The organism is Lysinibacillus sp. DFXJR4, assembly GCF_057196045.1.
Map to the genome: position 1 here is coordinate 17,469 of NZ_JBXUNW010000022.1, position 13,848 is coordinate 31,316.

Here is a 13,848-nt window from a genome sequence, read left to right on the forward strand (position 1 = left end):
ATATCAATAAAAATACCTATTTATCTATGACTAGATGACTTAGGCAATTATTGCTAATATGCAAAAAATATTGCTATAATGGGTATTGATTGATACATAGTAGTAAGAGAGGCGAGAAAATGGATAAAGCTAAACTATTTTTAATGGCAGCAGCTCCAGTGGCTCTAATTGTGCCAATGGAAGTACAAGCGGCTGATGCGAGTATTGTAAAAATTACTGGAAATAATATTGAAGGGTCTGAAATAACAGCCGATACTTCATTGATTCCGAAAGATAAAGAAATTGATGCCTATCAATGGTTTTCTGTTGAGGGCGAAAACCAAACTCAAATAGGTGTAGGTCATAAGATATCGATACCAGCAGGTGCTGCTGATAAAGCCATTATTGTGAAAGTGACAACAAAAGATGGAACGGAGTATTTAAGTAACAAAATGATCGTCCATGCTACCTTGCAAGTAGCTGGAAATACCTATGTAAACGGTAAAATCTATCCGGAAATTAATAATCTCAATCCTAAACCTGTAATGAAGAGCTACCAGTGGTATTTCTTTGACAATGGTAAGAAAACACCAATTAAAGGTGCAACAAATATAGAGCTTACCGTTCCAGTTGAAGCGGCGGGGAAACAGTTAGTTGTTGAGGCAAAATCAGAGGATGGAAAAAACTATACAAGTACACCAATCTCAATCGATGCGCTACAGTTGAAGTTAGATCCTGATCCCTCTATTACGCCATTACAAATTAATGGGTATTCACCAGAAAAATTTGTATTGCCTGGAGATACATTATCCGTTGTGACGCCGACTGTTAAAGATGATACGAGAGATTTAAAAGCAGAGCAGGTTTCGTATGCTTACCAATGGATGTATAAAATGGGTGATTCCTATTCCTTTATTGCTGGAGCAACAGGTGCTACCTATAAGATTCCTACAGACGCATTAGAAAATCAAATTAATAAAATTGTAGTCCGTGTGATAGTAACGGTTGGCACAACGGAAGCAGGTCCTAGTTACTCCGAGGTGGTAGAAGTAGCAAATAATCCAGCTGAAGGATTAATGAAATCTATCGACGAGTTATTAGAAAGGAATTCAAATAAGGCTATTGTCTATAAATCTTTAGGCTTTACGCAATTTGGTAATGAGCTAACAAGCCTAACAAGTAAATATACAGCATTAACAGCAGCAGCTAAGACAAATGTGACCAATTATGATATTTTAAAGCGTGCTATAGATGATTATAAAGTAGTGAAGTCTTTAAAAAATCAAATACTAGAGGCACAAAAATTAGTGGATGGTACGGCTAAAATCCAAAAGTTCAAAGCGTTAGATTCAGAATATGAAAAGTTAGATTTATTGCAAAGAAGTATTGATATGAGCATGTATACTGACATTCAGAGTGGCTTAGGAAATGCATCACAGAATACAGATATTGCAGAGGTAATAGAGATTAATAAATTAATTTTAGGGCTTTTAGATTCACTGGTAAATGGATCATCCTATGAATTAGTAAAATATAAAAATTCACTTTCTGATTTACAGAAAAACATTAAGGCGATAGAGGATCGTATTGCCAAGCTTTCCAGTGAATATAAATCGACTGTTCAAAATCTGGATATTTTAAATACAGCAAAGGCCGATATTAAAAAAGTGCAGGCCTTTTTAGATAAAGCTAATAAAATAGATGTCAATACTACTGCCAAAAAACAGGTCGCTGCAGCAAAAAACATCCACACAGCCTACGAAAAGCTTAATGTGAAACAGCAAAGCCTAGTACCTAGTACCCTTTTCGATGTGGGTAGTAATCTTGCCAAAGCAGAGACGGCTGAGGAACAAGATGTTACCAATATTCAAAGTGTGATAGATAAATATATTACATTAGGGCCAACTACTGCGTATAAAGGAATTAATACGATAGAGGACACCAAGGAAATCAATAAAGCTCTTACAATGTATAAAACGCTGACGAAGGAAAATGCCAAAAAGATAACAGGCTATACAGAGCTTTTACAATTGCAGAAGGATATAAAAGCTGCAGACAAGGTGACGGCACAAATTGAAAAATATAAGCAACTGCTGAATACAGAAGGTATCAGTTATTCCAAACTAAATTCAACGTATAACAGTACATTGAGTGCACTCAATAAATTAACGACGCTGCAAAAATCCTTAGTGAAAAATAGTGATACATTACTCTCACCTTCAACATCTGAGCAGCCACCAGGTGGTAAACCATTGCCAGAGGCTGAGGTAAAGGCAAAGGAATTGGGAACTGCCTTTGTGGCTAAAATCAATCTTATTATTGCGGTACCAAACAGTAATTTTGCAAGCTATGCCCAAGATATAGAAAAATTAGTGAATGAGTATAAAAGCGGACTTACATCAGCAGCACGTAAATATGTGACAAATTATAATGAATTAAAAGCGGCGGAAAAAGATGTGAAAGCGGTGCAGTCATTTATAAAGAAAGCTGAAACGGCAGCAATGGAGGCTGATTTGAAAAAGCGTTATGCAAAAATTCAAGGTGTCCAAAAGGCTTATTCAAGCTTATCCGCCAACCAGCAAAAGCTTGCTGGTGCAGATGAAACCTATAAAAATTTAATTGCTTCTTTAACAAATAATGAAATATATACAGATTTGACCGAGTTAGATCAAGCGATTGCTAAGCTTTCTGACGGTAATGCAAGTATAGAGGAGATTAAACAACTAGAAGGTAAGTATAAAAATCTTTCAGCAGCGGAGCAAAAGAAAGTTATCAATTATTCAATTTTAAAACAAGCAATGGCTGATGTAAAAAAGGTAGAGGCTTTCATTACTCAATATAATAGAATGCAAGAAAACCCTGCAAAAAATAGTCCAAATGTGATAAAAGCCTTTAATGCACTGACATCACAGCAAGCAAATCTCGTTCCAAGTCAAATTCGAGATACAATTATTCAACAAGAAAAACAACAGCGTGAATCAAATGATGTAGCATTGGGGTTAGTAAGTAAAATTGACAATTTAGTGAGCTCTGGCATATATATAGCCAATCTAAAGATGGAAGTTGGTAATTTGCGCAGTGAATATGAAGGACTTTCAACAATTCAAAAAAGCTTAGTGAAAAATTATTCAAAGCTGACAAAAGCGGAAAATGATTTAGCAAAGGTTGCTGAAGTTCGTACATTAGAGGAGGCAATTTTAAACGCCGATGACAAACAGGCTGCTAGAAAGGCCTGGCAAAATGCCTTCAACAAACTCTCTAATCAGTTAGAGAAATTATATATAGAAGAGTATCCTACAAGAATCGAATAATCATATCTATAAAACCGTTATTTTGAAAAAAACATCAAAATAACGGTTTACTATTATTTTCTTTGATCCGTTAAGCTAAAATTGTCAATAGAAACTCCTTTTAATTTTTTAAAGTATGTGAATAAATAGCACCCTAAAATGACCATTAATCCTCCAACACCTTGTAGCCAAGTCAATTGTTCGCCTAAAAACAAAAACGCAAGGATGGCGGTGAAAATGGGATTGAAATTTAAGTAAATACCAGATGCTGTGCTACCTAATTTTTGTATGCCAATATTCCAAAGGACAAGGCAAACAACAGTAGAGATAACACCTGTATATAAAATTGATAAAATAAAAGAATAATTGATATTATAAATATGAAAATCAAAGATATTCATGGGTAGAAGAATAAGAAGGCCAAATAAACCTGAATATAAGGTACACATTAGGGGAGAAGTCGTTTTCATCGCCCATAAGCTACATACGGAGTATATCCCCCAAACACCTACAGCTAGTACCATCTGTAAATCCCTCATATTATAATCTGCTGAAAATAGTAAATTAATCTTTCCCTTGGACAGAACAATCAGGACACCTAAAAGTGAAATCATCATAGATAAAACTTGGCGTATATTGATTCTTTCTTTTAAAAAGAAATATGAAAAAATAGCAATGGAAATAGTATTTAATGCTGAAATTAACCCAACATTGGTTGAGGTAGTTTGTTCTAATGCTGAAAATTGGAGAAGGTTAAATAGCGCAACACCTGAGATGCCCATTAAAATTAATGGTAAAACTGCATGTGAAGAAGGGATTATTTTTTTGTCCTTCCACCAAACCATAGGCAGTAGAACAGCAATAGCAATGATCCACCTTAAGCTCGTTAATGTCAGCGGTGAAGCATGATCTACTAGAGATTTGCCAACTACAAAATTTCCTCCCCAAAGCAAGCTTGTTAAGAGTAACAATAACAAATAAAACTTTGACATATCATTTAGCTCCTTTTATTTTTCATGCTTTAGCTGAAAAATAGAAGCCATTGTGCACAATGACATTTCCTATATGAATTTGTTAATTATTATATTGTTTTTGTTGATTTTAAGGAATACTATTTTGTATAATTCAAAAAAAACGAAATAAAAGAAAATGAAATGTGTGTTTAAGGAAATAAAATTAATTTGAAAGCTATTTTTAAGCTTGTTTTTAGAATAAACATAAAAGGAGAATGTAAGTGGAATCATTTGTCAGCAAAATTTTAGATGCACTCGATATACAAATTTTAGATATTTTACAAAAGGAATCTCAAATAAGTAATGCCGAACTTGCAAGACGTGTTAATTTGTCCCCACCAGCAACACATACAAGAATAAAACGCTTAGAGAGTGAAGGGTTTATTAATAGACAGGTAGCGATTTTAAATCAGGAGAAGCTTGGATTTGATTTACTGTGCTATGTTTTTATCAGCACAAATATCCATCAAGCTGAACAATTAGATATTTTGGAAAATGCTTTAGAGGCAATGCCAGAAATATTAGAATGTCATTGTTTAACAGGGGAATACGATTATCTGCTAAAGGTAGTAATAAGAGACAGGAGGGAGCTCGATAGCTTTATAAGAAAGTTAAATAAGCTTGGTATATCAAGAATTCAGACTAATTTATCATTAAGAGAAATCAAACATTCTACAGTTTTGCCTATAACTGACGTTGAGTTTGGAAAATAGCTACAGAGTTTAATAGAGTAGTTTACTGAAAAAGTAACGGCAGATTTATTTAAAAGCTTATCTACCGTTACTTTTTCTATTGGTATGAGTCTATCTTTTTCAACAAAAATTTCAATTCATATTGAGTGTACTAATTTTGTCTTAGCATACAAATTGGCATATTAAGCAGAATGAGCACATAATCTATTATTTTTTAGGAATTTTTAGAAAATATTGTTGTGAAAATGTAAAAAGATAGTATAATGAAGGTGTAGTTACAATGTTGGTTAAAAATACCTTATTAAGGATATTATTAACATATAAATAGGTGTAACTATAAAAAACATATGAAATGAGGAGATTTTATGATTAACATGATTCAATTTTTGGAGCAAAATCCGTCAGTAGTATCTTTGTTAAAAGAAAATAAGGCTTCTCTTATTGGCATTACAGAACTTGAACAAAAGGCGATCTTAGATTCGTTTAATGAAGAACTGTGTATAGAAAATCGTTTGTGGAACTAAGGTCAACTAAATTTAAATGGTTTTGGCTTACTATAGGTATATATGTAATAATAGGGATTTATTTATTATTTACATCTTATAGTAAGCCCTTTTTAAATATTGAAATAGAAGAAAAAGACGGAAATTGGATAGTAACAAATCCATACTACAAGGATTGGGCTAACAAGTTTAAAATAGTGCCTGGAGATATTATATTAAAAGTAGATGGGAAAGATATAAAAAATATTTCCAATGTAAAGTATGAATTCGTAATACGTACAGCAAATAAATTAACTTTAGAGAAACCTAATGGTGATATAGTACATGTAAGGATAAAACCATTCGATATTCCTCAACAATTTTATTATGTATTTGTTGTACCTACTATATATTACTTCTTATCGTTAATACTTTCCGTATATTTGTACCTTAAACAGAAAAATACACCATTATTAAATCTATTAATCTTATTTATACTAACAGTTTCATTAGCATATGTAAGTATAGGTGCGTCTGGAATATTAAACAATGTGGGGATTATTGTAAATCGTAGTAGTATGTTGCTATGTCCTGTACTTTTAATACATTTTTTAAGGCTTTACTTTGATTTTTTAAATATAAAATGGTTGTTTATCAATAATATAAAGATTCTGTATGTACTCCCTCTATCAGTAGTATTTTTAAGCATTTATGGTATTACAAATAGTTCTACTCATGTTGCGCTTTCAAATATAATCTTAGGGATATTTTTCTTACTACTTATCATAATTCTTGGGATTATGATTTCAGGGAATTTTAAATATAAAATACCACAATTAAAAATATTATTGAGCAGTATTATTATTCCTTTTATGCCCTTTCTGTTTCTATACGCGTTACCAGAAGTTATCTTTCATAAACAAATACTTTCGGCAGATATTTGTTCTCTTTTTTTAGTATTAATACCTTATAGTTTTATTTGTACACAGCTCACTGAACGTCTATTTGATATGGAATACTTCATTACACGCTTACGTCATTATTTTAATTTCTCCTTTGCCTTTACGATTTGGCTAATGATTGGTCTTTATTGGATTACTGATTTATCGATTTCAAGAATGACAGAAATCTTCTTTTTTACTTTTTTGTCTTTAATCGCTCTTTTTTATATAAAAGAGAAGATCGATTATCGCAAGCGAAAAATCCTGTTTTCCACAAAGGGAGATTATATCCATCGATTGTATACAACTGTTGATAGTATAGGTAGAGTGGTGAAAATTGAAGATTTACTAGAAAGATTTGTTCAGGAAGTCTCCCTGCATCTTGAAATCCATCATGTTTATGTACTCACCTATGATTTTCATACACATGCCGTTACTTCAACGAGCAAATTAAAAGAATATACACAAAATCAAGTGGATGAAGTATTCATTGAGCAGCTACGGTTAGGGGATATTAAGAAAACGGCTCATTTTTACGTTGCCTTTATTCATCAAGATACGAATTATAAAAGAATTCTAGTTGTGGATCATAATCAATCTATTTATCTAAAAGAAGAGGAATTATTATGGCTAGAGCTAGTGCTTCTGTATTTAAATAATTTTATTGAAAATACGAAAATGGTTGAGGGTCTATTAGAACAGCTAAAGCATATGAAAGCAGCGGATAAAAACCAACTGCCATGGCTCAATAAATTACTTTGGCTGCGTTTTGAAGAAGAAAAATATCAATTGGCACAAGAATTACACGATACAAACCTACAAGAACAGCTACATATCGCTAGAGAAATGGATGTGCTTGTCCGTACGAAGAATACGGATGATCTTCAAACAAAGCTTTCGAAGATTCATGAACATATGCTAGCTTCTTTAAATGATTTAAGAGGCTATTGTGAAAATTTAAAGCCTCCTTTATTAGATACATTGGGCCTAAATGCTGCCCTTGAGAAGCTTATTCAAAAAATTCATAAACGTGCTGAATTTGTTTTAGTTTATGCTATTGATCGCCTTTACTTAGAGGATGAGCGTTTAAACTTAATGATTTATCGTCTTTTCCAAGAGCTATTGAATAATGCCTTGAAGCATTCATATGCTGATACGGTTGAAATTAATCTATTTGAAACAGACGATGGATTTGAGATTAATTATTCTGATAATGGTGTGGGCTGTAAGATGGATGATATTATTCTTGCTGATTCCATGGGGATTAGGGGAATGCAAGAACGGGTACAGGCTTTTAATGGTCAGTTCTCGATCAATACGAATTTAGGGGAAGGAATGTCCATTCGAATTATAGTGAATGAAGGAAATACTTCCACTACCTATGACTACGATATCTGTAATAAAAGGCATGCTCATAGAACCATAGGATAATCTATGAATAGTAAGCAAAACATGAATCATTTTCATACCTTCTAATCTTTTCTAATGTGCAAAATCAAGCACAAGTAAAGATTAGAAGGTTTTTGCTTTGAAATTAGGAAATTTTATGCTTAGTTAGTAGAAGAGAGGGGTTGTTAGTCTTGGAAAAAGATGAAATGGTACAAAACTTTATCGCACAACAAAATGATTTAAGAGAGCATATTTCTCTACAAAATCATTTCTTAGAGAACCAAATTAGCCTTGTAGCTGGCGTAGATATTGCCTATTGGCATAAAAATAATAAAGAATATGGAGCCTGTTGTATACAAGTTTTTGATTTTAGATCAAAAAATTTGATAGAGCAAGTTTCATATATAAATGAAATTACTATTCCTTATATTTCTGGGTTCTTAGCTTTTCGAGAATTGCCTCTTATTTTAGAAGCTGTGAAAAAGCTGAAGACTCAACCAAGCCTATATATGTTTGATGGGAATGGTTATCTACATAAGCGCCATATGGGAATTGCCACACATGCTTCTTTCTACTTAAAGAAACCAACAATAGGAGTAGCAAAAACTTACTACAAAATTGAAAATATTGATTTCACGATGCCTGAAAATATTGCTGGAGCATTTACTGATATTGTCATTGATGGAGAGGTATTTGGGCGTACGCTTAGAAGTAGAAAGAATGTGAAGCCAATATTTGTATCATGTGGAAACTGGATTGATTTAGACACAGCCACAAATATAACAATGCACTTTATTGACAAAGATAGCCGTCTACCAATCCCTGTTAGATATGCAGATATAGCTACTCATCAGGCGAGGAAATTGCATCAAGATGATGTGTGAACATGTCGATATATGTGAGAGATGTGAATGAATCTTTTTTAGAGTGAGGGGATTTGAAATTGAAAAGTCAAGCGGACAATTTATGGAAATGTATCATTGAGAAAAAGGATAGGGATGCATTGAATCTCCAGCCTGGCGCAACGGCAGAAGAAATTCAGCTAATTGAAAATACCTTAGGTGTGATTCTTCCAGAGGAGATGAAAAGTTTTTATAGTGTTTATAATGGACAAGCATGGGACGTGGGTGTAGAGTCTTTTGTTAGAAATCTAACACTTTCCTCTCTTGCGGAAATTATGGATAATTGGTTATTCCTACAGGAGGAATTTGACCCAGATGATCTGCTTCCAGATATAGAGTATGGCGTTGAGGTTCAACCATTGCTTTGGCATAAAAAATGGATTCCTATCGCTGAAAATGGTGGAGGCGATTATCTTTGTCTTGATACTGATCCCACTGAACAAGGAGTGGTGGGACAGGTGTTGTATTTTTGGCATGATTGGGGGAAGCGAACAACTGATGCAAAGAGTCTTTTTGAATTTATTGAAAACTGTTTAAACGAAGAAAATGATTCGAATTTTGAATAGGGAGGTAAACGACTATGATTAAGTTGACAATGGAAAAATTAAAGGTTCAGTTAGACCAAATATTTTCGCCCTTTTTAAATCCACCAGCCTCAGAGGAAGAGATACAGAGGGTTGAAAATGAGATGGCTATAAAATTTCCTGATGAAATAAGAGAGCTCTATCTAATACATAATGGGGAGCGGGAAGATGGACCAGGTTTGTTTTTCGGATTACCGTTTTTACCATTAAATGATGTTTTGCAGGAATGGCATGTATGGAAGCAGTTAGAAGACGAGTTTGCAATGACAGGGAGTTCATATTCAGTCCCAACTGGATATATAAAAGAAAGGTATATTAATCGTTTTTGGATACCTATTAGTAAGGATTTTGGCGGCAATAATATTGGCATTGATGTCGATCCAGATCATCAAGGGCGAATAGGCCAGGTCATTAATTTTGGTCGTGATGAAGAAGTAAAGTATGTAATAGCTACTCAATTATCAGATTTTCTAGAATTTATTGCTGAAACCATTTTTCAGGGAAATTATCAAATTGAACAAGAAGAGGACGATATCTACTGGAATTATAAAAACAGCACCCATTTTTTGGATACGCTAAAAACCCTTGAATTGCCTGTTCTGCACCCTGAATCTCAAACTTTCAAAGAGGAAACTGCCAAATGGATGCAAGATTTAGATTTTGGATGGAAAGAGATAATACAAGAAGAGTATTCTAATCCAGAGAATTTTATCAAAAGAAAGCAGCTTTACTTAATTGGGAAAAAACTCACGCATATTAAACCATTACAATTTTGTACAGAAGTAAAAGAATTAATTTTAACCAGCAATGAATTGACTGATATAACCCCTTTAAAGAACATGCTTTCTTTAAAAAAACTTTATTTAGTTAAGAATCCGCTAAGTGATTTAACGCCATTACAGAACCTTGAGCATTTGCAAGAATTAAATATTAATGATACACAGGTTTTCGATATAACCCCGTTAGTTAGTATCTCACAATTAAAAAATCTAGAAATGGATCAAACAGATGTTAAAGATTTTTCAATCCTTCAACAATGTCAGGCACTAGAATCCTTATCCATTTCAATCGTAAATATAGAACAGTTAAGACAAATCACTCAAATTAGCAATTTAAAACAATTAGGTATCCATCAATTGAAAAATATTGAAGAGGTGGATTTATTGCAGTTAGGTCACCTTGAAAATTTGCAAGTAATAACATTTGAAAATTGCTATTTGAAAAATCTAGATTGTTTATCATCCAGTCGTCAGCTGCGAGAAATTATTTTAAAAAATACCGTACTTGAGGATGGAACTGCAATTGGTGCACTAAAAAATCTCAAATGCTTAAAATTAGATGGGACAACAATTGAGAATCTTAAGGTGATTGCAAAATCTTCCTCGCTTCAAATATTTACAGGATCATTTGAACAATTTAATTACTTAAAAGACCTATTTCATCAGGCGATTGACTTTTCTACTATTGTTGGTGGAATGACAGCTGAGGAGCAGAAAGTTTGGCATCAGTATTTAAACACTCATAAGGTCTAAGTATAGAAAAAATCATAAAAATATTATTTTTTATTTAGAAATAGGAGAAAATACACTTTTTAGAAATATCTCGTAAAACGAAGGAAATTCCAAAATTTTGACCGATATAATTGAATAGATGGATAGAGGAGGTAAAAAAATTGAATAAAAAATTATTTTTCACAGTAGCCGCTATTCCAGCAGCTCTTATTGTACCAACAGTGGCAGGTGCAGAGGAAGCAACAGTGACAGTGTTAGGACAAAATATGGTAAATGGTGTGTTAAAGGCTTCTATTGAGAATTTACCAGCGAATTCAATCGTGAAAGGTTACCAATGGTATTATGTTGAAAACGACAATACAAATAAACCAATCTCTGGTGCAACTGCTGCATCCTTTACAGTACCAGTAGAGGCAGCCGGGAAAACAATATTTGTAGAAGCCATTACAACGAATGATAGTAAATATAAAAGTGCGCCACTAACAATCAATACGCTTCAACTGGCAATTGCAAAGCCGACATTTGCCGTTTCTTCTAAATATGTTGTTCCTGGGGAAGTGTTAAAGGCCACAGCCGAAGTGACGGATGCTGCAGGAGCCAAATTACAAAGTAGTCAAATTACATATAGCTATCAATGGTTTTATAAAGTTGGTGAGTCCTTCACGATCATTGACGGGGCTACTAGCGGCACATATACAATTCCAAAAGATGCTTTAGATAAAAGCATGCAAGAGATTATGGTTAAGGTAAAAGCAAAAGTTGGTTCTGCAATTGTAGAATCAGATTTTTCTGATGTCATCACAGTATCGAATGAACCGACAAATTCAATGATTAATGAAATTAAAACATTGCTTAAAAACGACCATCAATACAATGTTTCAAGCCTAGAAGCATTTAAGGGTGAAGTAACAGCGATGGATGCTAAGTATCAGGCATTGACAGCTCCTGCGAAGGCAAATGTGACAAATTACGATGTTTTAAAAAGAGCTGTTGCTGATGTTGAATTAATTAGTAAACTTGCTGAAAAAGTAGATAAGATAAAAGAAGTTAGTGAGAAGGATTTACAGAAGTATTTGAAAGATATTGAGGACTCATACGATAAGCTGGATTTATTACAGCGAAGCTTGGATGTGAATGATAGTTTATATACTAGCATTAAAAACCTTCTAAAAGATCCATCCGATATTGAGCAAATTAATGAGGTAAGAAGATTAAATCAAGCTATTGTAGGCTTATTAAAATACGAAAATGCTTTTGTTAAGTATGTTCCTGCAAGTAAAGAAGCTTTACAAACGGCTGTAGAGGCAATTGAAAAGGATAAAGCCAAACTAGCGCAAAATTACCGCTCAACAGTGCAAAATCAAGCTATTTTAAATGATGCAAAGGCGGATATAAAAAAGGTTGAGCAATTTATCAAATCATTTGAGAAATTATCACCAAATAATACGCCTAACAAACAGGTTACTGTAGCCAAATCCATTCGATCCGCCTATGAAAAGCTGACATTTAAACAATTACAATTAGTGCCATCCAATTATGTGACAGCGTTACTTCAAGCTGAAGACGCAGAAGATAATCAAATCCAAAAGCTGAATATAGACATAGCAGGTTATATAGGTGGCGCTATCGATAGCTATCCGATAGACCCGTCCGTTTACTCTTGGCAGAGTCATGTTAATAATGTAAACCGCATTATAAATGAGTATAAGAGCTTAACGAAAAATTCTGCAGCAAAAATTATTGGGTATGAGGATATCCTGACACTCCAGAAGGACTTTAAGGCAGCTGAAAAAGTGATAAAGGACATGGATGCTTATAAGAAGCTAAGTCAAACGACTGGTGTAGCGGAAAGTAAACTAAATTCAAACTATACTAGTATATTGAAAGCTTATAATAAATTAACGAATCTACAACAATCGCTTGTATATAATGCTGACGATTTTTTATTGAATACACCAAAGGTTACAGTTGACACAAATGGCAAGGAACCTACTGATAAGGCTGCTGCCGAAGCATTAAAGGGAGATATTGCGAAGCTTGCTGATGTTTCAAAATATTCATTTACACAATTCGAAACAGCTGTCAATGCAGCAACAGCAACCTATAAAAATCTATCTTCTCCTGCACGAAAATTTGTGACAAACTATTATTTATTAACAGCTGCTAGTAAGGATTTGTCTGGTGTGAAATCCTTCCATAAAAAGGTGCAAACGGCTAGAGAGGAAACGGATGCTACAAAGCAGGCTAAAAAAATTCAAACAGTTGAGACGGCATATGCAAAGCTGCCTGCAAATCAGCAGCATTTAGCAAAGCAACAATATGATGATTTACTGAATAATCGTTTAGTAGATGGCAGCGCACCTGATATCTCCAAGCTAAATAGTGAGATTGCAACAATTGTTACGAATGATATGTATATCGTTTCTATCGATAAAATTAATCAGCTTTCAGCCCAATATAGTAAGCTGAGTTCTAGTGATAAAAAGCGTATTACGAATGCCTCGATTTTAACCACTGCCGTTTCTGATGTGAAGAAAGTAGATTCCTTCATGAAGCAGTATGAAAAATCATTTAATAGCAACCCGACAACCGTTATAAAAGCCTATGCGAAACTTACTGCTAAACAAATGAGTTTAGTTAGCCCTGCGATAAGACAAGCTATTCTTGATAAAGAAAAAGGGCAGCAGCAATCGAATGATACAGCTTTAAATTTAATTGAAACGATCAATGGATTGCTTGAAAATGGTGAATATATAGCTAATTTGGAGACGAAGGTAAAAGAAATCCGTACTCAATATGATGCCCTTAGTGCCTCTGAGAAAAAAGTTGTAAAAAATTATTCGAAGCTAACGCAGGCAGAGAATGACTTGAAAAAGGTAGCAGAGATTCATGCACTTTATGTTCCTGCCGGTGAAGGAAAAGAAGAAGCACGTAAAGCTTGGCAAACAGCCTATGGGAAGCTCTCGAAGAAACTAGAAATTCTGTATAAGAATTTGTATAGCAATGATGTTTAAGATACTTTAATTCAATATTGTGTTAATCAAACCTCGAATATGCTTATTATT

At 33.7% G+C, this 13,848-nt stretch carries 9 protein-coding genes; 8 read left to right on the top strand and 1 reads right to left on the bottom strand.

Annotation, left to right across the window (positions count from 1 at the left end; translation table 11 throughout):
- The first annotated feature begins 119 nt into the window (after positions 1–119).
- A complete protein-coding gene (locus AC2CGN_RS23475) occupies positions 120–3,290 on the top strand; it encodes a hypothetical protein (protein WP_484516583.1) in 3,171 nt (1,056 codons plus the stop codon).
- Between the two features lie 53 nt (positions 3,291–3,343).
- Here AC2CGN_RS23475 and AC2CGN_RS23480 read toward each other — a convergent pair whose 3' ends face one another.
- Positions 3,344–4,261 (bottom strand): DMT family transporter, encoded by a 918-nt coding sequence (locus AC2CGN_RS23480; RefSeq protein WP_484516585.1) that lies wholly within the window; start codon positions 4,259–4,261, stop codon positions 3,344–3,346.
- Positions 4,262–4,503: 242 nt separating this feature from the next.
- Between AC2CGN_RS23480 and AC2CGN_RS23485 the strand changes: the two genes are divergently transcribed.
- The 7 genes from AC2CGN_RS23485 (at position 4,504) to AC2CGN_RS23515 (ending at position 13,797) form a co-directional block, all read left to right on the top strand.
- The gene (locus AC2CGN_RS23485; protein WP_429985666.1) at positions 4,504–4,995 is read left to right on the top strand and encodes an Lrp/AsnC family transcriptional regulator; all 492 of its coding nucleotides are present in this window, start codon (positions 4,504–4,506) and stop codon (positions 4,993–4,995) included.
- A 344-nt stretch (positions 4,996–5,339) separates the two neighbouring features.
- Positions 5,340–5,498 carry a competence pheromone ComX gene (gene comX, locus AC2CGN_RS23490; RefSeq protein WP_429985665.1) on the top strand — a complete coding sequence of 53 codons (159 nt, stop codon included), beginning with the start codon at positions 5,340–5,342 and terminating at the stop codon, positions 5,496–5,498.
- Positions 5,489–7,828, top strand: coding sequence for a sensor histidine kinase (locus AC2CGN_RS23495; protein WP_484516587.1), 2,340 nt, complete (start codon positions 5,489–5,491; stop codon positions 7,826–7,828). Before comX ends, AC2CGN_RS23495 begins: the two co-directional genes overlap by 10 nt.
- A gap of 164 nt (positions 7,829–7,992) precedes the next feature.
- Positions 7,993–8,670, top strand: coding sequence for an endonuclease V (locus AC2CGN_RS23500; protein ID WP_484516634.1), 678 nt, complete (start codon positions 7,993–7,995; stop codon positions 8,668–8,670).
- Positions 8,671–8,729: 59 nt separating this feature from the next.
- Entirely contained in the window at positions 8,730–9,254 is a 525-nt protein-coding gene (locus tag AC2CGN_RS23505; protein ID WP_484516589.1) for an SMI1/KNR4 family protein, read from the top strand.
- Positions 9,255–9,283: 29 nt separating this feature from the next.
- On the top strand, positions 9,284–10,804 hold the full coding sequence (locus tag AC2CGN_RS23510) for an SMI1/KNR4 family protein (RefSeq protein WP_484516591.1): 1,521 nt from the start codon (positions 9,284–9,286) through the stop codon (positions 10,802–10,804).
- A gap of 140 nt (positions 10,805–10,944) precedes the next feature.
- Positions 10,945–13,797, top strand: a complete 2,853-nt coding sequence (locus tag AC2CGN_RS23515; RefSeq protein ID WP_484516592.1) for a hypothetical protein — start codon at positions 10,945–10,947, stop codon at positions 13,795–13,797.
- Positions 13,798–13,848: the final 51 nt, after the last annotated feature.

Excerpts from the sequence above, each read along its gene's own strand:
- AC2CGN_RS23510 (WP_484516591.1), top strand. The coding sequence starts at position 9,284 with ATGGAAAAATTAAAGGTTCAGTTAGACCAAATATTTTCGCCCTTTTTA.
- AC2CGN_RS23500 (WP_484516634.1), top strand. The coding sequence starts at position 7,993 with ATGGTACAAAACTTTATCGCACAACAAAATGATTTAAGAGAGCATATT.
- comX (WP_429985665.1), top strand. The coding sequence starts at position 5,340 with ATGATTAACATGATTCAATTTTTGGAGCAAAATCCGTCAGTAGTATCT.
- AC2CGN_RS23475 (WP_484516583.1), top strand. The coding sequence starts at position 120 with ATGGATAAAGCTAAACTATTTTTAATGGCAGCAGCTCCAGTGGCTCTA.
- AC2CGN_RS23480 (WP_484516585.1), bottom strand. The coding sequence starts at position 4,261 with ATGTCAAAGTTTTATTTGTTATTGTTACTCTTAACAAGCTTGCTTTGG.